The organism is Geobacter anodireducens (genome assembly GCA_001628815.1).
GTDB lineage: Bacteria > Desulfobacterota > Desulfuromonadia > Geobacterales > Geobacteraceae > Geobacter > Geobacter anodireducens.
On sequence record CP014963.1, the window covers coordinates 492,338 to 512,648 of the forward strand.

Genomic DNA, 20,311 nt, shown 5'->3' on the forward strand with positions numbered 1-20,311 from the left:
CACAGGCCGATGAAGAGGGCGCAGGCGGTCCACGACGGAATCTCCTACTGTCCTGCCTGCTACAAGCGGGAATTCCGCCCGGTGCCCTGCGAATCGTGCGGGGAGACCACGAGGACCCCCGGCGGCAGGACGCCGGCTCTCTGCAAGAAATGCCGGTCAAAAGGCCGGCCCTGCGCCCGGTGCGGGAAGGACACGCCACATGCGGCATTAATCCTTGAGGATGGTCGGGTGGCCTGCGCTTCGTGCGCCAAACATTTCAAGGAACCGAAAGCTTGCCCGGTCTGCGGCCAGTTGAGCATTTACCTTGCGCGGGACTTCAAGGCCGGTTTCACTGAGCCGGTCTGTCAGATCTGCCGGCGCAAGGGGCACATCACTTGCCCGTGCTGCGGCAAGAACCGCCGGCCTGAAGGCGTCACCACAGACGGCCGGGTTGTCTGCAAGGACTGCCTCAAGACCGACGGCAAGCCCTGGATCTGCCCGAAGTGCGGGAAGGAGGGGAAGAGGCACAGCAAAACCCGCTGCGAGGACTGCTACTGGCGGGAGAGCGTCGATGAGCGGCTGAGCGATGCGATGGCCCTTGTCAACCGTGAATGGGTGTGGGAATCCTTCTCGAAGTTCATGATCAAGCTGGCGGACAGGATCGGGGCTAAAAAGGCGGCTCTCAGGCTTGAAAAATACTTCCTCTTCTTCGCGGTTCTCGACGCCTCGTTCGACTTTCCCGACGCCGTGACTCCCGACGCCTTACCAGGGTGTTTGGGGCGGAAGGGCTGCGTCGTCACGCGGTCCCCTACGGGTTTCTGACTGGTGCAGGCGTTCTGCCGGAAACATCCGAAGAGGCCCTTGAGGCGGCATCCGAGCGCCGGTCACAGGAGAGGATCATGGCAAGGGCGGAGGGCACCTGGTACCTGCCGCTCTTGGGAGATTTCCGGCTCTTCCTCCGTCTGGTCAGTGAACGGTATGAAAGGCGGGGATGGAGGGGGAAGAGAAGGCGGTTTGGGGAAAGAACCGTAACCAGCGCCCTGCGTTCCGCTGTGCGGTTCCTGTCGAGCATGGACAGCACCGTGGCATCGGTCCAGCAGATCGACCAGACGGCGCTCGACCATTTCATCATGCGGAACCCTGGCTATCGCAACGGCGTGCGTGCCTTCGTCCGTTACCTCAACAGGTACAAGAAGCTTTTCAGAAAGATCAAAGTGGAAACTGTGAACAGGGGAATCCCGCAAGGGCTGTTCCTCGACCACAAGCGCCACGCCGAACTGCTCGGGAAGTGGCTGAATCCCGACGAAGGATCGCTCAAGGAATCTCTGATCTGCGTCCTGATGCTGCTCTACGCGCAAAAGGTCAAGAACGTGGTACGGCTGAAGGTGTCGGATCTCCTGCATGGCCGGGACGGCGTTTACCGGGTCGCCTTCGGCAGGACGGAAATAGCTCTTGCCGGTCCCGTGTGCAAGCTGCTCGACCGCTGGCTGGTGGCAAGGCGGGCGTTGTCCGCAGTTGACGATGAACGGGAGAACGAATACCTCTTCCCCGGGCGCACGAGGGGGAGCCATCTGACCGAGGCAGCCGTGACCTACTACCTCAACAAGCATGGCGTCAACGCCGAAACGCTTTTCGCCACCGCCATCCACCAGGCGTACCTGAACGGCCTGAAGCACCCCAAGGCCCTCTCCCGGGCGTTCGGGATAACCGACTTCACCGCCATCAAGTACCTGGATCTGATCAACCCCCGGCTTCGGGACGAGGTGGAAAAGGTGGTGAGCAATGGCTGATTCGTGGTGGCTCTACATGATCGAGTGTGAAGGCGGCGGGATGTACGTCGGGATCGCGAAGGACGTGCAGGCCCGGTACCGGCAGCACGAGGAGGGCAAAGGAGCGCTCTACACGAAGCTCAGACGGCCGTTGCGGCTGCTTGCAGCGCGGGAGTATCCGTCGCATAAACTGGCAGCACAGGCGGAACGGGAGATGAAGAAGCTGCCTGCGTGGGAGAAGTGGCGCTGGGCGTATGCATTAGGCGGGGGAGCCTGCGCGGACAATTGAGCTGATATGCCTTGCGGCGCCGTCCATCTGTATGTTTATTAAATGTCCAGCCTCGGCGAGCCGTCGGGCAGGGCCGGCATTACTGGCCGGGATTGCCTCGGTCAAGATGACGCAGCGATCCTTCTCCACGAAGCCATGCTCTACGAGTTTTTCGAAGGTGTAGATCGCGTCGTTCATCTGCCGGATGAAAGCCTCTTTTCCGGTTCTGAACCGGACGATCTTGAAAGCGGTTCTCGGCTTTTTCTCAAGCAGGCAAAAAAGACCTACGGTCTCGGGCGGTTTTCCTTCGCATGGCAAAAACTCCACCTCTATGTCACGGAGGAAATCAGGGCGGTAACAGATCTCCGACCCCTGGAGGACTTCCTCAAGACGTTCGCTGAATTCATTCCTTCTTGGCCTCGGGCTGCTTACAAGCCGGCCAAAAAGATGGTTGAGCGCATCGTCGAGAGAAGTCCTGGAATGAGTCTCAAGCACTCCGCCTTTCCTCGCGATGATCCTGCCTCCAGAGGATTCCAGTTCCGACATTGTTGCCACAAACAAATCCGGCTCCCAGGCCTCATTCGCCGTCAAAGAACGGAACCATTCTATCCATTCGCCGAAAACCCAGGCGTCTTTCCCGATATTGCCCGAAAGAGCCCTGAAACAGCCGGGATCGACGGCTCCCGTATTATCGATGCCTATTAAGCGGAATCCAGCCTCGAAATACCTGCGGGCGACGATGCCTATGTTGCGGGTCTCCCCGCGTAGAGGATCGTCAATGTATTGAATGAGATGGAACTCGATGTTCATGGTATGGGACGGATTGTGCCGATATTCGCCGCCAGAATCGCTTTGAGGGTGTTTTTTCTCCGGGACAACGCCTTGGCGAGGCCCGACTGCAACTGCTCGTCCACAGCCCGAAATGGCCGTCCGAAACAACAGCACTCTTTGATGTAAATATCCTCAACTGCCGCCATGCGGTCCATCCATTCCTCCAGAAGCGAACCGGAGACGTGTCCGAAAAACGGATGAAAGCGGAGGATGAGGTCGTTGCTGTCAAGAAGAGCTATGCTGTCGCGAGGGCTTTCCTTGATGTTCAGGAGAGCGTGGCTGTGATCAAAAGCCTTGAACAGGCGAATATGGGGCGTTACGATGCTCGCCTTCAAGTTGCGTTTCCGGTCCCAGTTGCCGATCAGGATGTCGAAGGCCGTGAGAGCCGCCACCTCGTTGGGATATGTTCTGGCGATCCGTTCGCACTGTGACTCAAGGACGTTCGGCAAGGGAATTCCGGGAGTGGCCACCTCTAGGCTGGCGTAGGCCGGACCGTCGCCCGCCATGGTAAGGGCTCCGTCGGCGACCGGAATATGGAAGGTCTGGGCAAGCCGCAGAGCCACATGCTCGATGTAGACGCAATGTGGCGATTCCGGACCGTCGAACTTCAGGATTGCGTCGAGGGCGCAGTACGAGGCTTCGGTAACGCCCGATGGACGCCGCTTGAGGATCTGGCGGATCTTGTAGGGTGTTTCCTGCATGGGTGACCACCCCAGAAGTGGGTTATTTCTTCTGTTATCGGCAAGAAGGAGAGAATCGTGAAGAAAATTCTTGTTGTGCTTATGCTCGTGCTCCTGTCGGCCTCTGCCCCAGCGGAGCCGGTTCTGGCCGCCGGAACCGTCGAGGTCTGCTTCACTCCGGGCGAGGACTGCGCTGGCAAGATAGTCCGCGAGATCGATGCCGCTAGGAGCCAGATACTTGTCCAAGCCTATTCCTTCACCTCAAAGCCCATCGCCAAGGCCTTACTGGATGCGCACAAACGGGGCGTGAAAGTCGAGGCGGTGCTGGACAAAAGCCAGAGGAAGGAGCGATACACCTCCGCCACCTTCCTGAACAATGCGGGCATCCTGGTCTTCATCGACGACCGGCACGCCATCGCTCACAACAAGATAATGATCATCGACCGGCGGACAGTCTTCACCGGATCGTTCAACTTCACGAAGGCGGCTCAAGAGCGGAACGCAGAGAACCTGCTGATCATCAAAAGGGACAAGGCTTTGGTTGAGAAATATCTGGCGAACTACGCCGTCCACCGGGAACACTCGGAGCCATATGCGGTGAGATAGGCTTCAGGCGGACCAGTTTGGTGTCTTGGGAGGAAGGCGCTTCGTGCGCCTTTTCTTGTGCCGTAAAATTATCATATTTGACAAATATATTGCATATATGATAATTTTACGGTAAAATAATTATTAATTGGGTTGACAATGACAAGCCGAGCCAAAACAATCAGTGACCCGGAGTGGGAGGAAGAAGTTAAGGGGCTCTTGAAGGCGGAGCTCGCGAGGAAGAACATCGGTCATAAGGAGCTCGTGGCTCGCTTGGATGGGATCGGTGTCAAAGTTACGAAGGCAAGCATCGACTGCAAGTTGAGCAGGGGAACGTTCAGCGCGGTCTTCCTGATGCAATGTCTCCGGGCAATCGGGTGCAACAGGCTGGAAATCGGCCCGGAATAGCAGGGAGGTGGGTTGATGGTGGGAGCTGGTACGGCATTTGATAGGGCAAGAATGCTTGCCTGCAACGAGTCATGCGCGAAATGCGGAGAGTTCAAGCGATACCCGGACGGCGTGGCTTTGCACGAGGAGCCCTACTGCGAGGGTGTCTGGCTGTGCCGGGAGTGCTACCCTGAGCCTGAGGAAGGTAAGGACGATGAATAGAGAGTTGAGATGGTGAGTTGAGACATATTGAGTCGCATTGGCGTGTAGGATTGTTGCATCACTGCACATCCCAAATTAGGAAGCTGGTTTGATGCAGGACCTATGAGGAGTATTTAAAATGCCGCAATTACAATATAGTGACCCAAAATCCCTAGCAAGAAAGCCAACCGAAAGACATAAGGTGCTTGGTCAGGTTTTTACGCCAGACCACATTGCCTCGGAGATGGCCCGTAACTTAATGGTCACTCGCGACAGGGAACGACCAATCCGCATACTCGACCCTTGCGTAGGGCCATGCACGTTCCCTAAGAGTCTACTAGGGCACAACCTCATTGGGCCTGACGATATCATTGTCACGGTAGACCTCGACGAAAAAATGATCTCCCTGACGAGGGATTATCTCAAGAAAATGAAAACATCAAGTTTTTGTCGCAAAGGCGACTACCTTTCCCTCTCGTTCGAGAGCGCCTTCGACTATGCTATTCTGAACCCTCCTTATATTAGACAGGAGTGGATCGGGAAAAAGGACGAATATAGGGCCTTGTTCAAGGGGCTTTATGATGTAGAAATCCCTGGGACATCTAACTTGTATGTGTATTTTTTGGTGAAGGTCGTCAAAGATCTAAAGCCAGGTGGCCGTTTTTCATGCATCGTTTACGACTCTTGGCAGTTCACGAAGTTCGGACAATGGCTGATCAAATTCATAAATTCAGAGTGCAGCGAAGTGATATGCAAGCCTGTCGGAGGACAGCCATTCGAGGGGAGGCTTATCGATGCAACGATCATTTACGGCACGAAGAAGACGTGCCAAGCCACGTCATCAGTCCACTCTGAAAAACTAGAAGGAACAAGGAGTGGTTACGCAGCCGGCATACGAGGATTCAGCACCATTGGCGACCTGTTCCATTCGAAGAGAGGTTTGAGGCTTAAGCAATCCGACTTTTTTATGTGCGATTTCGCCGAGGGGAAGGCTATTGGGGCGACGCCGTTCGTCAAGAAGGTGTGCTCCATCGAGGGCTTTAAGGTCCCGTCAGATCATCCTGAGTCAGCGTTGCTGATAGGGAGGGGAGAGACGAACCAATCGATAATGTTGATCCTTAAAGATCGCATCAAAGCGGCACAGCAAGATCCGACGAAAAATATCTCCGTACTGACGTGGTATGAAGAGCGCCCGTTCAACTGGCACGTTCACGCAATCCCCCCACTGCTCCGATCATCTTTAACTACTACATGAGGAAGAGGCCTCGCCATATCCTTAATGATAGATGTTACTCTGACAATTTCTATGGCCTGACACCACGGAGGGGTTCCCCTCTGGCCTGGCTTGCCATCCTCAACTCCACCGCCGTCTGCGTTGAGACCCTTTCCCTTGCTCGCACCCAGGGTAGCGGCCTGTCGAAGATCCAGTTGTTCGAGTATCGGCAAGTGTCTGTCCCTGACCTGGCATCATTCAAGGAAGAGGATGTGGCTCTGCTGGAGGACTTAGGCCTGAAACTGATCTCTTCCGAAGAACAGAGTGCAGGCGCCCTGGCGGAAATCGACAACCTCATTTTCAGTGTCTTCGGTGATGAAAGGCTTGCCCCTGAAACCCTCCGAGAAGTCTTGCAGACTTTTCAATCTTAATTTTGATGTAATGGAGACCTGTGATGTCCTGGCTCACCTACTCTAAACACGAAATCAACTGTTTTCACCCCGCCTTTGAGATTCTCGCAAACCAAGCTCTTTCTGAGCTTGGTCTTGACGGGGGATACAAGTGGGAACATCACGTCCGTACCGACAGCAACCCGGGGATACCTGATTACGTACTCCTGAAACAGGGCACGAACCGTTGGGTCCTCGCCGTCGAAATCAAGAGGACAAGAGAGGCAGTCTGTTCGTCTAGGACCAAGATACAAGCCAAGAGTTACGCAGAGTCGAACTACTCTCATTACGACAGCAGCAGCCCGAAATATTTTGCCACCACCAACCTCGAACTCTCGGAATTGTTCGCCTTAAATGGGTCCTTGCCGCCGAATGATTGCAAGATTGAGAACGGCGACTTCACAGTTACCCCCGTCGAGAAGCACAAAGCCGCCTTCGTAAAAGACATGAAGGCGATCATCTCGACCGTGATTAACGAGAAGGTGCCCAAGTTCGAGAATGTCTGGCCTCGGGTCTTGCGGGAGTGGGAGGCCGCAGCCAACAGCCTTTCAGGTTCACACCTGGCCGTTCCGACAATTTCCCTTTCACCTACGGCTGTGAATGTGGTGGAAAATTACTTCTCACCGGAGATCGAGGCGGACGCCGCGAAGATGCTGTTTTTGAGGTGCCTGCTGCTTGAGTACCTGAAGGGGGTCCTCATCAAGTACGGACATTCCGGGGCGAGTAAGATCCCTCCTCTCACTGATGACGTACCAACATCTCTGGTGAAGGCTTTCGCTAAGCTGAGAGAGGTGGACTTTGAGAGCATCTTCAGTCAGTCCACCTTGCAGAGCTACAGAAGCATAACTGACAAGGGTACCCTTAATAAACTGAAAGAATACGTCGCCGTCTTGAATCAGCCTGGGGCAAAGGTCGCTGAATTCGCAAAGAAGGCAGGTAACGCCTGCGAGCTGGTAGATTCACTGTTCACTTGTGTCCATCCAATCGAGGCGCAGAACCGCAGGGGTAAAATTCAGACCGACCCCGAACTCGCCGCAGTATTGGCTCATCTCGCTATCGGTGAGGTCGTCGAAAACGTCGTGGACCCCTGCTGTGGGGAAGGCTCGCTGTTGTCGGCGGCATACGACCGACTTGTCGGGTTGGGGCTTAAGTTCGAGGAAGCTTTAAGGGTTAGCCAGGGGGTGGAGGTCGATTTCATCCCGGCTCAATTGGCCGCTTTGCGTTTAACCCTGAAGGAACCAAAATCGCTCAAACCGTCCACAATGGCTTTCATCAGCAGGGATGATATGTTCGCTCGGTGGCAGTTGCTGAGGGCAGCCAACGTCGTCCTCATGAACCCTCCGTTCAAGCGGTATGAGAACCAGGATGGGCATCCGATACCAGGTGAACTTCGCCAGTATTACGCAGAGGCTATTGAAAGAGTTGGCGGGGAACCTGCCAAGACGATAGGGGCACAGGCAAACATCTATAACTACTATGTCGAGTTCGTCACGAAGTGCGTGAAAAGCGGGACCCGGGTGGCGATCATCCTTGACAACAAGTGGTACAACAACAGTTATGGCCGGCCGTTAAAAGACCTTTTCCTCGGCAATTATAACATCAAGGGCATCTTCGAATACCCCCACAGTGCCTTCTTTAAAAAGTGGATTATCGCAACCTCTATCATTATCGCCGAACGTGTTGAGACCCCGGACCCCGAAAACATTGTGAAGTTTGTGAGGACCACCGAAGACCCCAGGTTGGTGGACTTGGAGGCCCTGTCACGGGCTTTCATCCAAGGGGATGGCGAGTGGCCAATGCACTGGAGATGCGTCGAGAAGAGGCAGAAGGAGTTGAAGGCAAAAGACGGGTGGAAGTCGAATTTCTCGGCGGCCATGGAGAATGACTTCCTTGCGGGAGACTGGCCTGCCTTGACGAAGCTATTCGCCTCCGTGAGGAGTGGCCGTCCCGACAGGGAAGGCGGTGGAACGATCGTCTACACCTTCCCCGTTGGGTTGACGGATTACGGCCCCCGGAGGGAGTTCAGCACCAAGGAAAAGAAAGGTAGGTACACCACGGACGAGGGTGCCCCCCTGACTGCGGAAGAAAATGCAGAATTACGGGCACTCGCGGCTGCGATCAACCCGGATTTCTTGGGGTATGCGGTTAGAAACTCCAAAAACCTCTCGGGCTACGAGATCTCGATTCAGGATGTCACGAAGTGCCCAATCATTGAGCCGCCTAGTCTCAGAGGGCGAGCGGAATACGTAGATTCTCCGAAGAAGGCGAAATGGCAGACCCACCATGACCAGGCCTTGAAAGAAATCTACTCCGAGCGTAGCCTACGTAAATACATCAGAAAGGTCATGCAGAAGGTGAACATGACCAAGCGGGTACTTCCCCGCAACAATCTCTGGTTCATCCTGAGAGAGCCGGCGGCTGGCGAGTTGATCCTGAACAGGAAACTGCGGGAGGGGCACCGTGTTCACATCAACCCCTTTGCCTTTGATGCTGCAGGACGTCAGGTCAGGATTTCCAGCAACTTCCTATCCCTTGCCACCTGTAAGGCCACAGATGACAATAGCGGTTTGGACAGGAAGAAAGCCACCTACTTGATCGCGGCTTTTCTCATGTCGAGCTTCGGGCAGCTCCAATTCGAGCGTGAAGGCCAGAATAGGGAAGGTTTGCTGGCTGTCGAGGAGCACCAAGTCGAAAGGATTCGCGTCTTTGATCCAAGATGGATAAGGCCCGAGAATCGCGATGTAATCATCGCTGCCTTCAAGTCTCTCCCTTACCCCATCAAGGCGGAACTGGCGTCTGCTGAGCTCACGGAGAGGAATCATCTGGACGATTTGTTCGCTGACGAAATTGTTTTTAGGAATAATTCTCTCGGAAAAGACTCTTTACTTAAAGAAGTCCATGACGAGCTGGAAGAATGGATCACATCGAGGCAACCATGAAAAATGACAAACTGACCGTCGTATCACTTTTTTGTGGGCTTGGAGGGCTAGACCTTGGCTTTCATTGGGAGGGTTTTGAGCTCCTTTGGGCTAACGATCTGGAGCCGCATGCGACCGAATCCTTTACCCTCAACTTCGGCTTTAAGCCTCGGTGCGGCGACCTGACACAGATCCCCATCGACGACATCCCGTATTCTGACATCATCATCGGCGGCCCGCCCTGTCAGTCGTTTTCTCTCGTTGGCAAACGGGAGCCCAAAGATGAAAGGGGCAAGCTCGTCTTTCGATTCTTTGAGATCATCGAGCGGAAACAGCCGCGAGCCTTTATCATGGAGAATGTTCCTGGCATCGCTTCCTCCATGATCAATGGCACCCGTTTGCCGGATCTCCTAAAAAAAGCTTATGAGAATCTGGGGTACCATGTCACCGTCATGGAGGTCATGGCGACGGATTACCTAGTACCGCAAAGAAGGAAAAGGGTCATCATGGTCGGAGCCAAAGACTTTAAACCGGTGAGGCCAAATAAGATCGAGTACGCCCATGAATGCTATGGCCTGGACTTTAATAGCTACGACCTAAGTGCGCTGGCTGCTATCGGTGACCTTGGCCCCTGTACCAAGAGGGGCGGTGTGGCCACATACAACGATAGCGAGCCTTCCGAGTTCGCCAAGATCATGAGGGCGGGCAACGGCAGTTCCTTCACCCTGCATGAAACACCCCGGATGTCGGCCACGGACGCCACTATCATCCAGTTCATCCCTCCGGGGGGTAACTTCCAGGACGTTCCCGATGCCGTGGCGACGGGCCGGATCATGAAGTTCAAACAGACCGGCGGGCGAACGACCACCTATGGTCGGTTGCATCCGGATAGGCCATCCTACACCATCAACACTTATTTCAGGCGTCCGAACGTCGGCTGCCACTTCCACTACGCCGAGCCCAGGCTGATCACGCCTCGTGAGGCGATGAGGTTCCAGTCCTTCCCTGACTACTTCAACACCGTGAAGGCGGCCCAAGACAAGAGGAATGCACTGATCGGCAACGCTGTGCCGCCGCTGATGGCCCGTGCCCTGGCCTGGGGGATCAAGAAGCAGATGCTAGAGGAGGGGGTTAACGGCGAAGAGATGCGCCTTGCGTCGGGGATAGCGCCATGATGATTGACTGTACGGCTTCGGCGGTGCCTGTATGCTCCCATAGTCGCAGGACCCTCCAGCCGTGCGAAGTCAGCGCCTCAGTGTCCTTTTGATCCCGCACTCTGTTGCGTTCAAACTTTTGCTGCCAAAAGTTGATGTTCGATTTTGGGACCTTGCCGTGTTGAGGACAATGATGCCAGAAACAACCGTCGATAAAAACGACCAGCTTCGCTTTGGTGAAGACTATATCCGGACGGCATTTGCGGTGTCCCGCCTGGACCCTGAAGTTTACCCGATACCGGTACCCCAGCCTGCGTAGCATTGATCGGATTGCCATTTCAGGTTGGGTTCCGCTCCCCTTGTTCGCTCTCATCACATTCACGGTGGCGACAGGAACGGACGACTGAAATATCGCTTCACCCATGATAAATCCTTCCTATTCGTTCATCGAGCCACCTTACTGATCACGGCACAAAGCTCAGGCCACTTCTGTTCAACCCATACAAGGTGGTATGTCTCGGCATAGCTCGGTGTCCTGCGGTTTTTGTTGCCAGGATAGCAGGCGACATTTTGAGCTGCCTCAGGACAATCCTTGATTCTCTGGGCAAAGCTCTGCGATTCAAGACCATTGGGATTCGGAAAGAGAGGGCATTCTAAGTGGTGTTGACGGCACCAATCTTCGAGGAATGCAAGGTCTGTAGGAGGAAGGATGTCACGAACACCCAAAGCCCACAAAGCAGCATAGCGGATGGAAGCGCTATTGGTCGGAGCATGGCTTGCCTGGGGGGTGAAATCTTTCACATTGCCCGGGGGGATGACATGAGCAGGGATTCTAAATTTTTCCATAACCGTGCCTTCGTAGGATTAAATGATAATAACTGATTTTACCATAAAAACCCCATTTCGCCCTAAATTCTAAAAGGTCACGACATAAAACGATGGCTCCTTTGCCCAGTGCAAAAAGTACACTTTCCGCACTGGTCTATTTCCCTCTCGCCACACCACCGCCAGGCACCATTTCCCGGTGCGAAAACCACTGCGAGAAACAACGTGCAAATACTTGACGGCATAGACGAGTTGTGAGACTCTGCGCGAAAGTGAGGTGTCCCTCATGGAAACGACAACGTCAAATAGGATCGGTTACGCCCGGGTCAGCACTGCCGGCCAAAATCTCGACTCCCAGATCGACGCCCTGACCGCCGCTGGCTGCTCGAAGATCTTCACCGACAAGGCCAGCGGTTCGAAGGAGTCCCGGCCCGAGTGGGACCGCCTCATGGAGTACCTGCGGCCCGGTGACACGCTCGTCGTCGCTGAACTGAGCCGGATGTCCCGTTCGCTGATGCACATGCTCAAGGTCGTCAAGGATCTTGGTGATAGAAGCATCAATTTGGTTTCACTCCGTGAGCACATCGACACCACGACAGCCACCGGCAGGGCATTCATCGGCATGATCGGCGTCGTAAACCAGCTTGAGCTAGATCTGAAGTCCGAGCGGGCGGCAGCAGGCCGGGCGGCGGCCAAGGCGAGAGGGAAGACCGGTGGAAGGCCACGAACGGATCAGGACAAGCTGGAGCAGGCCCGCATCCTTTACGAGAATTCTGACAAGAGCGCTGGCGAGGTTTGCAAACTGGTTGGGATTGGCCGGCGAACGTTCTTTGACTACCTGGCGAAGGTGAGAAATCAAAAAAAGGTGGCTTAGCAAGTGGACCCACAGCAGGTGCCCCAAGCGCCGCCAATTCATGATGACTACCGTAAGGAACTCTGGAACGCTCAAAAATCCAGCCATGAGCAATATGACAAGGCTCTTTTGACCTTTTCTGGGGGTGGTCTGGCTATTTCCCTTGCTCTCGTAAAAGACCTTTTCCCGGCTGATGTGATGGTAATTCCTTGGTTGTTGGTTTTATCGTGGGGGCTGTTTTGCACATCTATCGTTCTCACAGTCATGTCATTCCTGACCAGCCAGAAGTCAATAAGCGTCCAGTTGGATTATTTTGAAAAATTTGTCTCTGGCGATTTGTCCTATTGGAACAAGAAGAACCCTTTCACGGCCGCCACAATTTGGCTGAATAGGGTGTCTGGCGGTGCTTTTGTCTCGGCAGTAATTGCCGTTACCGTATTCTCTGCGGTTAACATGAATGAGGTCCTACAGATGACGGAAAAAACCGAGAGGCTTCAGGGTGGGGTTGTCGCCCCACCAATGCCACCACTACGTCAACTTCAAGAGGGGGCAAGTAATGGACAACAAGCACTTCCACGACAAAACAGTGAAGAAGGCAACGGTGGCACAAAGGATGAAAAGAAGTCGGTCGGCAAGCAGGAGGGGGGCATCAAATGAGTGAGAACAGGAACAGAGATCGCGGATACACGGTTCCTAATATGCCTCCACCCCAACCACCGGGTCCAAACGTCGGATACGTGCCCCCAGGGATGCCTGCACCCCAACAGCCATCACCTCCGTCCAATCCTGGTGCCGGACAAAAGGGGAAGTGAAAGTGCAAATCGAATGTCTCACGCAACGCAAGGATCAGGCGATGGCCTGAACAGGAGGAAGGGATGCCCTTATATTTGGGACACTTCTCTTTTGACGAAGTGAGTGAAGAGCCTCGCTTTGGTTATTTTACCTGCATGGTCGAAGCGAAGAATGCAAATGCCACCGAGGCAGCGTTCAGGAAGTTGATCACGGGCATGAGAAAAGCAGGTCAACTCTTTATCGGTCCCGTAGACATTTTTCTCGACGCCCTTGTTGAAGTGGGCGAGGTCCCGAAAGCTGGGGTGGTCACTTGTTATTCCTCATACTCCGAAGATGGACTTGGGCGTTTAAGCACCTACTTGCCGCACAATGATGCCGGGGGCTGCCATTCGTTTTATTACTACCCCGAGAGTAAGCCTGAAATACCTGACAGCATAAGAAAGATGGAGACGTATGCGGCCGAGCCTTTTCTGAGTTTTGATGTTTCCAGAGATGGAAAGAGTAAACGAGAACCGACTCGTCCGTCTGAGCCGCCAACGCCCCCTTCGACGCCAAATAGATTCAGGAAAAAGAGTTGGGGTGGATAATTAGGGAGATTTACGAGGCTGACCTTCTTCGCATCTGTTGGATACAGAAGCCAATTTGACTGTTTAAGACAAGGAAATGAGAACAGGGTTCTATTGTTGGGGGTGTTAAGGGAATATTAGCAATTCTCGGGCAATATTGGAAAATCACGGTCATAACTGTAATTCCCCAGTACGAATTCAAGAAGAATGTCCTCGAGGTCTTGCGGCAGCCTCTCGAGGATGGCAAGGTGACGATTTCGCGGGCGCTCATGTCGCTCACCTACCCGTCGCGCTTCATGCTCGTGGCAGCCATGAATCCCTGCTGATCCAGTATGCGGGAGTAGATGCCGAAGCATTCCTCCCTGCTGTTCCCGACGATGAGGCGGCGCTGGCGTCCGGGAAGGACGTACAGCCCCGAGTAGCCGTTATCCATCTTGCCGATAAGGCTCACGGGTCCTCCCATTGCCACGCGGTCTCTCTTCCTGCCGGGGACTTCCAGCACGGGGGCCTCCCGGTCGTAGAGGATCTGGGCGAAGGCCCTGACCTCTTGGGAGGGGCCGTATGCGGACAGCAGAACGACAAGCTTGTCGTCTTCCAAGATCAGGTTGCTGCAGAAGATGGTGGCCGAGGCACGCTGACCAATGAGTGAAATGGTGGGTTGCATGGCTTCCTCCTGTTCATGGGGTCGGATAGCGGTCAGGCCGCCATCTTGATGACCCATGCTTTGTAGGAGGAACTCCACTTGAAGCCTTTCGTCTTCAGGAACTCCTTGGAGGCAGAGTCCTGATACGACGGAGTGGCGTAGACCTCTTTGTTGGTTTCGTCCAGTTTGAACGGGATGCGGCGTGCGGCCAGGATGGCCGTGATGTCAGTCACCGGTGCCCCGTCGGTCTTCTTCGTTTTCGCTTCCAGGGCCTTGAGCGCGGCGGAAATCCGTTCGGCGGGAATATCCTCGAGTCTGTTCACTCCCAGATAGGCGAGGAATTTGTCCCGGTCGGCTCCCACCTCGCTGATTTTCGCCTCCAGTTCCATCACCTGATCCTGCGTGATGAACTTCGGCCCCGCGGGTTGCTGTTCCTGGGTATTACCGGCATGATTCTGCGCCGACTCTCCCGATTCCAGCCAGGCGCGGATGGAGCTTCCGTGTTCCTCCGTCAACTTCCCGTGGAAACCGTCGAAAATCTCTGTCCGGTCCTTGCTGGTGGTGGCGATGTGCCTTTCCTGGTCAACATCGAAGACCAGAGTAAATTCAAAGTCCATTCCCTCTCTTTGAATGGGCGCCATGCCGACCTTTTTCGGGACTTTCTTGCCTCTCTCGTCATCGACAAGGACGTATTCGGTTTTGCTGCGCATCGTGGCGATGACGTGCATCTGCGACTGCAGCATGGCATCGACGAGGGAGTTGTGCTTGGGGGTCGCTTCACGCCACCCGGCAAACTTGTTTCCCTTCGCCGATTCGGTCCTCGAGTCAACGAACTCCAGGATGCCACCGGTCCCTGCCCATGCATGGGAGAGTGAGTCGATGATGATGAGGTCGTAACCCAGTTTTTCCGCCTCCCTGATGCCGCTTATGTACTTCTCGACGGTGAAGGGGGGCTTGATGACGGCGACGTGGTAGTCGCCCAGGTGGGCGTAGAGAGAAGCGCTTTCGTTCTCCGTATCGAGTACCGCGATTTTTCCGGTGGGGCCGACGATCCCGAATGCCAGCTTGAGGGCCGACATGGTTTTGCCGGAGCCCGCCGGGCCGCAGATGCCGATACGTGCTTTCGCTCTCTTTCTGACTGCTTTCTGGAACATGATCTCGATCTCCTTTCTGTGGGTTGTACCCGGACAGAGGAGACGGACCACCCCGCAGGGGTCTGTGTCTCCCCTGTCGGGCTTGTGTTTGGTTTCGGTCGTTACGGATGGTCAGGGCTCAGAAGGGAATTTCGTCTCCTCCGGAAGGCGGCTGGTAGAAGCTGTCCGGTTCCGGGTCGCCTTCGCGTCCGGTTTCTTTCCTCGACAGCATCTGCATCTTCTCGCCGACGATCTCCGTGGTGTAACGGTCCTTGCCTTCCTTGTCCTGCCATTTCCTGGTCTGGAGCCGGCCCTCTATGTACACCGTCTTCCCCTTTGACAGGTATTCGCCGGCGATTTCAGCCAGACGTCCCCAGAGGGTGAGATTGTGCCACTCGGTCCGCTCCTCGTATTCTCCTGCCTTGTTCTTGAAGCGTTCCGACGTCGCCAGAGAAAAACTTGCGACCGCCGTTCCGGATGCCGTGTACCTGACTTCCGGATCCTTGCCCAGATTCCCTATCAAGAGAACCTTGTTCAAACTTGCCATGACTGCCTCCTTGCTGGTTTCCCGAACGAGAAGACGGTCACCGATCCCGCGCGGGGAGAGGTTTGGTCTCCCTGTCGGGACATGTTGAATTCCCGCCGCTTCCAAGGCTTGTCGCGGGTTTTGGGTACAAAAAAACCCGTTCCGGCACGATGTCCGAAACAGGTCTTTGCGGGGTTATGGTATGAAAAAAGGCACTGTCCGGTTCTGGACGCACCTCTATCGTCGCTGTTTAAAGTCGCCTTTGCCCAAGGTCGACTACCTGGTGCTCGTCGAGCACACTGACTTCACCGGGAAAGGGGCGAAAAGCGCGCCTTGTCTTTCCCTGCGTTGCATCCCTGCCGGGGTGTTCAGATCAGGGGCTATCCCTGAAATTTGTTCCGGGGTGCGTGACCCTCGCGGAATCTCTTCGATGGAAGAGTGTAAAAATACGAAAATCTTCTGCCACCTTCGTGATGAGGCGTTCAGCCTTCCGGCCGGTCTCCTACGCGAAGGGGTTTTTCACCGTGTCCGGCTGTTCCACCTCGACCTTGTCGGGCAATTCCACGCCCGTCATGGCCGCGACCACCGAATCAACTATCTCCTTCAGCTTGACCACCTTCTCCAGGCCTTCCTTGTCCCGGGTGATGTCGAGGCTGCCGTACAGCGACACCCGATCCAGACGGTTCTCGATGGTCAACCCGTTGATCTGGAGGCACTCCGATTCGTTCTGGAACGGAGAGATGCTGAGATCCTTTTTCCTGCTCACCTGTAATTCCTCCCGTGCCTCTTTCCGCCTCCCCTGTGCTCCTTCGGCTGAGGAAGCGGCATGATTTCCCGTTTCACGGCCGGCGACATGGAGGGGAAGAAATCGATCCCGGCCATCTGCTCGAGTTCGGCCACCGAGATGTAGCGCAGATCCGCCTCGGCGGCGTTGTTGACCAGATAGACCCCGGCGGCGTTGCGCTTCGGGCTGTACACGATCTTGTAGATGTGGGTCGGCACCAGGACCCGGCGCTTGAGGGCCTTGACGTTGTTGCCGACGAACAGGGGACCGGTGATGACGTACAGGTTTCCTTCCCGCTTCGCCAGCGTTCTGACCGCGCTCTCGATCCCGCTCCAGATTCCCCTGTTGTTGGTGCCGTCCTGGGGGACGATGTTGGCGAGGCTGAAGCTCTCGTGCTGCGCCTGATCGGTGGACATGTCGGCGTTGGGAGACGTGTGCCCTCTGTCGAAGCCGCTGCGCGCGTAGTCGGAAAGTTCCGCCCGGGCCGACTCCGGCAGCCGCTCTTCGGCGTGGAACGTGTCCTTGCGGATCATCCCCTTGGCGGCGTCGAGCCTGGACCTGGTGAGATGCTCGGCGGACCAGAGCGGGGTGCGCGTCAGGCCGGAATGGACCACGCCGAATTCCTCATAGCAGAGTTCCTGGGTCTTTGCCTGCATCTTGGCGTTGATGATGTCCGGCGCCTCGCCTCCGACGTAATGCTCCCCGCAGGAGGATTCCATCGCGAAGGACGGAGCGATGAAAAGCGCCAGGATGAGGGCGGTCACGAGCGTGATCGAAAACCTGCTCTTCATGGGTCCTCCTGTCGATTCTAATGTGTATCCGGATTTCATGATTTATGGTCGCTCAGAGCGGTACCTGTAACATGATCTGCCTGCAATCTGCGCATAAAATCTTCGGGGGCAATACCATTCCTGCGCAGGTGTAGAATCAAAGAGACTTCTCCTCGGCTGTATCCCTCGGCATGATAGATCGTGTGATCATTCGGGCAGTAGTATAGAGAGTCAAACCAGTCTGCGACAGCTAATCCATCTTGCCCAGGTATCTGTTCAGGGTTCTCTCTCAACATCGTGCTTAACAAGTTGATCACCTTTGGAACAGCTCCTTCACGCATGCGATCCCCTGCTGCTAATCTTCATGAATGCTTCCATTACAAGCGGCCTGATCAAAGCATTCCGTTCCTGTAGAGAGAGAAATTTATCCACCTTTGACACAATATCCAGACCCTGAAGGAATGTATTTTTTGCTTCCCGAAAGACCGGATCAGTCTGATACCAATGAGCTACATAACGCTCGAAGAAGTTGTGTCGCTGCGAGATCTTCATCATCCGTAAGCCCCTCATTGTCGTACTTTGATTGAAGACGACGAAACTCTTGATCGTCTTCCTCAGTCCAGGTCACTTTGCTAGCGGGATTATTCGCTGGCATCGTCCACCTCGTATTTTGCTTTGAGAGACGCCACAAACTGCTGCCACGCATACCCGATTATCCAACCGGCCGTCATCCACAGGAACAGATGGATGACCCATGTAACACGGACAGGATGGAGTGGTTCCGGTTGGACCCTGCTGACGACATCGAAGGTAACTGCGATTGATGTCACCACGATAGCGATTATAAAAAGGATGACTCGTTTCAAGAATCTCTGTTATGCCATGCTTCAATCATGAAATACGGATACCCAATAAAATGAAACGGCGCACATCATATCATCTTACGGTGGACAAGTGAAGATCTCCCCGACATTTCAGGCCGACGCCGGCAGCTCAATGCCCTCTTGTACCGAGATGGCCGAGCCGGTCACGCCGGCACCCTTTTTCTCCGTCACGGGCTTCTTTGCCGGTTGCGCCTCGTCGGCATCCTGGTCGTTTTTTGCCAGCGGATCGTCAAACCCGCGGGGCGGAATGTATCTGTCTCCCAGCAGCCTGCTTATTTGCGCATTGAGGAGATTGATGTCTCCCTTGATTTTGTCGGACTTCTCAATGATCTCCGCCACCACGGCGAAACTGAGTTTCCTGCTCCTTCCTGCCTGCAATCTCAGCTTGTGGAGCATGATGTCGTGGGAGTTGAGAAGACCGATGAAATCGAACTGGTCGTAGGTCCGTCGGCTGATGAACGCCAGGTCGCTACGTTCCGACTTCTTGTGCCGCTCTTCGCGCCATTCCTCGGGGGTAGGGCGGGGTTTCCTCTGTTCCTTTTCGCCGCTTTCGTGTTTCTCTTGCCCTTTGGTAGACTTGCTCATGATTTTCTCTCCTTGAGTGTGGTTAGGATTTCCCCAGTGCCCGCCGGGCTACACCTGTCCCGAAGCGCCCCGAGAGCTCCGCGAATACCGTATCGTCGAATCGTTTCATGTTGAGGACGAGCATTTCCACCGAGTTCACCTCGGTTGCCGCGTTGGCGTAGCTTTGATGGGCCTCCTGCAGCAGATGCAGGGTTTTCTCCTCGAGGGTCTGGAGATGCTGGAGCCCTTCGCCCAAAAGGGCGATCTGGCACGTCTCGGGCGAGGCCCCCGCCTTGCTCGTCTGCTGGCTCGACATGATGTTCTTGGCGCTTTCGCTGAGCTGCACCGCCCGGTTGAAGAGGTCGAGAAGCATGTAGTAACCGAAGGCCCTTGCGGTGACCTCGGAGAGCTTGCCGATGACCTCTCCCTCCGTGTTGGTGGCCGTGGCGTTCTTCAGGATCAGGCCGACCGAGAGGGGAGTGCTCTTCAGGAACGTTTCCTCGTCTGCGGAAAGTGGCTGCCTTGCCTTGAGCTTCCCGGCAATGGCCTGCATCTGACCGTTCACGTAGGTCAACAGGTTCTTGTTGGCGTCGGTGATGTCCGCGCATGCTCCGCCGCTGGCCCTCCGTTGGGCCGTACCGTCGATGAATGAGCTGAAACTCCCATTCTTGTCGCAGGGGGGGATGTACTGGGCACGGTACGTAGTCCCCGAGGTGGCCGGACTCTGGACCACGACGTCGCCGATGAAGCCCCTGATGAGCTGCACGTAATCGCTGCTCATCCCCCTCTTCGCAGCCAGGTTCTCCAAGACCGACCCGTCGCCGAAAACTGTCCTCACCTCATCGGGACAGCCAGCCGTGGCGCTGGCTGCCGAAGTCTGGATGGTGCCGGGAGCCATGGGCTTTGTTCCGCTGGCGGACTTGAGCTCGCTATCGAACAGCTTGCTCACGTCATGGGCCAGGTCTTTCGCCCCGCTGGAAACCAGGAAATCGGTCTGGGCCGACTTAATCTCCGCCTTCAGGCTGTCGGACATGATGGAGGAGAATGGGCTCGAAGCCGTCGCCACCAGGGCCTTGGCCGCCTTGCAGTCGTTGAGCTGGAGCGAGTTCAGCCGGTCGGTGATCGCCTCCAGCGTCTTGATGGTGTCCGCCACCTGGGGAGCCAGGGTCTTCAGGGCAATGTCGAAGGCAGCCGCAGGCGCCGCGGAAAGGATGTTCTGCAGCTTCTGGACGAGATAATCGGCGTTCATGAACGAGAATCCCCCCAGGAAGGCGTCGATGCCGCCGCATCCCGACTTGAGCTGCGGGAGCGATGCGGTGACCAGGTAGTCGTTGGAATTGGCCCAGCGAGCAGAGAATCCGCCGCCTGTGTAGTAGCCACGTTTCGCCCCCTCGTAGTAGCTGGGGGAAGTGCTGCTTTTCTGCTTTATCCAGTCGTCCACCCAGCCCGACCCTGGCGCCGGGCCGGGGAAGCCGGCGAGAGACACGGCCACCGCCGCCGCGATAAGCTTTGTTCCCTTGCGATGCAGCATGGGCAC

At 55.5% G+C, this 20,311-nt stretch carries 23 protein-coding genes; 12 read left to right on the forward strand and 11 right to left on the reverse strand.

Annotation, left to right across the window (positions count from 1 at the left end):
* Window positions 1-9 precede the first annotated feature (9 nt).
* From A2G06_02295 to A2G06_02305, 3 genes are all read left to right on the forward strand, one after another.
* Window positions 10-801, forward strand: coding sequence for a hypothetical protein (locus A2G06_02295; protein ID ANA39402.1), 792 nt, complete (start codon window positions 10-12; stop codon window positions 799-801).
* Window positions 802-878: 77 nt separating this feature from the next.
* Window positions 879-1,769, forward strand: a complete 891-nt coding sequence (locus A2G06_02300; GenBank protein ID ANA39403.1) for a hypothetical protein — start codon at window positions 879-881, stop codon at window positions 1,767-1,769.
* On the forward strand, window positions 1,762-2,037 hold the full coding sequence (locus A2G06_02305; GenBank protein ANA39404.1) for a hypothetical protein: 276 nt from the start codon (window positions 1,762-1,764) through the stop codon (window positions 2,035-2,037). Before A2G06_02300 ends, A2G06_02305 begins: the two co-directional genes overlap by 8 nt.
* On the opposite strand, the gene A2G06_02310 is transcribed toward A2G06_02305, so the two are convergent.
* Both A2G06_02310 and A2G06_02315 read right to left on the reverse strand, forming a co-directional pair.
* Window positions 2,008-2,826, reverse strand: a complete 819-nt coding sequence (locus A2G06_02310; protein ID ANA39405.1) for a hypothetical protein — start codon at window positions 2,824-2,826, stop codon at window positions 2,008-2,010. The genes A2G06_02305 and A2G06_02310 overlap by 30 nt on opposite strands.
* Entirely contained in the window at window positions 2,823-3,548 is a 726-nt protein-coding gene (locus tag A2G06_02315; GenBank protein ID ANA39406.1) for a hypothetical protein, read from the reverse strand. The genes A2G06_02310 and A2G06_02315 overlap by 4 nt, the downstream gene beginning before the upstream one ends.
* Window positions 3,549-3,605: 57 nt before the next feature.
* Here A2G06_02315 and A2G06_02320 point away from each other — a divergent pair, with 57 nt between their 5' ends.
* The 9 genes from A2G06_02320 to A2G06_02360 all read left to right on the forward strand — a co-directional run bounded on the left by A2G06_02320 (window position 3,606) and on the right by A2G06_02360 (window position 13,491).
* The gene (locus A2G06_02320; GenBank protein ANA39407.1) at window positions 3,606-4,133 is read left to right on the forward strand and encodes a phospholipase; all 528 of its coding nucleotides are present in this window, start codon (window positions 3,606-3,608) and stop codon (window positions 4,131-4,133) included.
* A gap of 138 nt (window positions 4,134-4,271) precedes the next feature.
* Window positions 4,272-4,520, forward strand: a complete 249-nt coding sequence (locus A2G06_02325; GenBank protein ANA39408.1) for a hypothetical protein — start codon at window positions 4,272-4,274, stop codon at window positions 4,518-4,520.
* A 15-nt stretch (window positions 4,521-4,535) separates the two neighbouring features.
* Entirely contained in the window at window positions 4,536-4,721 is a 186-nt protein-coding gene (locus A2G06_02330) for a hypothetical protein (GenBank protein ID ANA39409.1), read from the forward strand.
* Between the two features lie 118 nt (window positions 4,722-4,839).
* Window positions 4,840-5,955 (forward strand): hypothetical protein, encoded by a 1,116-nt coding sequence (locus A2G06_02335; GenBank protein ID ANA39410.1) that lies wholly within the window; start codon window positions 4,840-4,842, stop codon window positions 5,953-5,955.
* Between the two features lie 412 nt (window positions 5,956-6,367).
* The gene (locus A2G06_02340; protein ANA39411.1) at window positions 6,368-9,301 is read left to right on the forward strand and encodes a hypothetical protein; all 2,934 of its coding nucleotides are present in this window, start codon (window positions 6,368-6,370) and stop codon (window positions 9,299-9,301) included.
* Window positions 9,277-10,455 (forward strand): hypothetical protein, encoded by a 1,179-nt coding sequence (locus A2G06_02345; protein ANA39412.1) that lies wholly within the window; start codon window positions 9,277-9,279, stop codon window positions 10,453-10,455. Before A2G06_02340 ends, A2G06_02345 begins: the two co-directional genes overlap by 25 nt.
* Window positions 10,456-11,545: 1,090 nt before the next feature.
* Complete coding sequence (locus tag A2G06_02350) at window positions 11,546-12,133, forward strand: resolvase (GenBank protein ANA39413.1); 588 nt, start codon at window positions 11,546-11,548, stop codon at window positions 12,131-12,133.
* Window positions 12,134-12,136: 3 nt separating this feature from the next.
* The gene (locus tag A2G06_02355; protein ANA39414.1) at window positions 12,137-12,769 is read left to right on the forward strand and encodes a hypothetical protein; all 633 of its coding nucleotides are present in this window, start codon (window positions 12,137-12,139) and stop codon (window positions 12,767-12,769) included.
* Window positions 12,770-12,987: 218 nt separating this feature from the next.
* Window positions 12,988-13,491 carry a hypothetical protein gene (locus A2G06_02360; protein ANA39415.1) on the forward strand — a complete coding sequence of 168 codons (504 nt, stop codon included), beginning with the start codon at window positions 12,988-12,990 and terminating at the stop codon, window positions 13,489-13,491.
* Between the two features lie 259 nt (window positions 13,492-13,750).
* On the opposite strand, the gene A2G06_02365 is transcribed toward A2G06_02360, so the two are convergent.
* The 9 genes from A2G06_02365 to A2G06_02405 form a co-directional block, all read right to left on the reverse strand.
* Complete coding sequence (locus A2G06_02365; GenBank protein ANA39416.1) at window positions 13,751-14,134, reverse strand: hypothetical protein; 384 nt, start codon at window positions 14,132-14,134, stop codon at window positions 13,751-13,753.
* Between the two features lie 32 nt (window positions 14,135-14,166).
* On the reverse strand, window positions 14,167-15,267 hold the full coding sequence (locus A2G06_02370) for a hypothetical protein (protein ID ANA39417.1): 1,101 nt from the start codon (window positions 15,265-15,267) through the stop codon (window positions 14,167-14,169).
* Between the two features lie 118 nt (window positions 15,268-15,385).
* Complete coding sequence (locus tag A2G06_02375; protein ID ANA39418.1) at window positions 15,386-15,793, reverse strand: single-stranded DNA-binding protein; 408 nt, start codon at window positions 15,791-15,793, stop codon at window positions 15,386-15,388.
* 481 nt (window positions 15,794-16,274) lie between these two features.
* Window positions 16,275-16,538, reverse strand: coding sequence for a hypothetical protein (locus A2G06_02380; GenBank protein ID ANA39419.1), 264 nt, complete (start codon window positions 16,536-16,538; stop codon window positions 16,275-16,277).
* Complete coding sequence (locus tag A2G06_02385) at window positions 16,535-17,347, reverse strand: endonuclease (GenBank protein ANA39420.1); 813 nt, start codon at window positions 17,345-17,347, stop codon at window positions 16,535-16,537. The genes A2G06_02380 and A2G06_02385 overlap by 4 nt, the downstream gene beginning before the upstream one ends.
* Window positions 17,348-17,659: 312 nt before the next feature.
* Complete coding sequence (locus tag A2G06_02390) at window positions 17,660-17,881, reverse strand: hypothetical protein (GenBank protein ID ANA39421.1); 222 nt, start codon at window positions 17,879-17,881, stop codon at window positions 17,660-17,662.
* A gap of 86 nt (window positions 17,882-17,967) precedes the next feature.
* Window positions 17,968-18,192, reverse strand: a complete 225-nt coding sequence (locus tag A2G06_02395) for a hypothetical protein (protein ANA39422.1) — start codon at window positions 18,190-18,192, stop codon at window positions 17,968-17,970.
* A 108-nt stretch (window positions 18,193-18,300) separates the two neighbouring features.
* Window positions 18,301-18,795, reverse strand: coding sequence for a hypothetical protein (locus A2G06_02400; protein ID ANA39423.1), 495 nt, complete (start codon window positions 18,793-18,795; stop codon window positions 18,301-18,303).
* A gap of 22 nt (window positions 18,796-18,817) precedes the next feature.
* Window positions 18,818-20,305, reverse strand: coding sequence for a conjugal transfer protein TraH (locus A2G06_02405; protein ANA39424.1), 1,488 nt, complete (start codon window positions 20,303-20,305; stop codon window positions 18,818-18,820).
* Window positions 20,306-20,311 lie beyond the last annotated feature (6 nt).

Excerpts from the sequence above, each read along its gene's own strand:
- A2G06_02385 (ANA39420.1), bottom strand. The coding sequence starts at position 17,347 with ATGAAGAGCAGGTTTTCGATCACGCTCGTGACCGCCCTCATCCTGGCG.
- A2G06_02375 (ANA39418.1), bottom strand. The coding sequence starts at position 15,793 with ATGGCAAGTTTGAACAAGGTTCTCTTGATAGGGAATCTGGGCAAGGAT.
- A2G06_02330 (ANA39409.1), top strand. The coding sequence starts at position 4,536 with ATGGTGGGAGCTGGTACGGCATTTGATAGGGCAAGAATGCTTGCCTGC.
- A2G06_02305 (ANA39404.1), top strand. The coding sequence starts at position 1,762 with ATGGCTGATTCGTGGTGGCTCTACATGATCGAGTGTGAAGGCGGCGGG.
- A2G06_02340 (ANA39411.1), top strand. The coding sequence starts at position 6,368 with ATGTCCTGGCTCACCTACTCTAAACACGAAATCAACTGTTTTCACCCC.
- A2G06_02370 (ANA39417.1), bottom strand. The coding sequence starts at position 15,267 with ATGTTCCAGAAAGCAGTCAGAAAGAGAGCGAAAGCACGTATCGGCATC.
- A2G06_02350 (ANA39413.1), top strand. The coding sequence starts at position 11,546 with ATGGAAACGACAACGTCAAATAGGATCGGTTACGCCCGGGTCAGCACT.
- A2G06_02315 (ANA39406.1), bottom strand. The coding sequence starts at position 3,548 with ATGCAGGAAACACCCTACAAGATCCGCCAGATCCTCAAGCGGCGTCCA.
- A2G06_02310 (ANA39405.1), bottom strand. The coding sequence starts at position 2,826 with ATGAACATCGAGTTCCATCTCATTCAATACATTGACGATCCTCTACGC.
- A2G06_02405 (ANA39424.1), bottom strand. The coding sequence starts at position 20,305 with ATGCTGCATCGCAAGGGAACAAAGCTTATCGCGGCGGCGGTGGCCGTG.
- A2G06_02325 (ANA39408.1), top strand. The coding sequence starts at position 4,272 with ATGACAAGCCGAGCCAAAACAATCAGTGACCCGGAGTGGGAGGAAGAA.
- A2G06_02400 (ANA39423.1), bottom strand. The coding sequence starts at position 18,795 with ATGAGCAAGTCTACCAAAGGGCAAGAGAAACACGAAAGCGGCGAAAAG.
- A2G06_02295 (ANA39402.1), top strand. The coding sequence starts at position 10 with ATGAAGAGGGCGCAGGCGGTCCACGACGGAATCTCCTACTGTCCTGCC.
- A2G06_02360 (ANA39415.1), top strand. The coding sequence starts at position 12,988 with ATGCCCTTATATTTGGGACACTTCTCTTTTGACGAAGTGAGTGAAGAG.
- A2G06_02345 (ANA39412.1), top strand. The coding sequence starts at position 9,277 with ATGGATCACATCGAGGCAACCATGAAAAATGACAAACTGACCGTCGTA.
- A2G06_02335 (ANA39410.1), top strand. The coding sequence starts at position 4,840 with ATGCCGCAATTACAATATAGTGACCCAAAATCCCTAGCAAGAAAGCCA.
- A2G06_02390 (ANA39421.1), bottom strand. The coding sequence starts at position 17,881 with ATGATGAAGATCTCGCAGCGACACAACTTCTTCGAGCGTTATGTAGCT.
- A2G06_02300 (ANA39403.1), top strand. The coding sequence starts at position 879 with ATGGCAAGGGCGGAGGGCACCTGGTACCTGCCGCTCTTGGGAGATTTC.
- A2G06_02365 (ANA39416.1), bottom strand. The coding sequence starts at position 14,134 with ATGCAACCCACCATTTCACTCATTGGTCAGCGTGCCTCGGCCACCATC.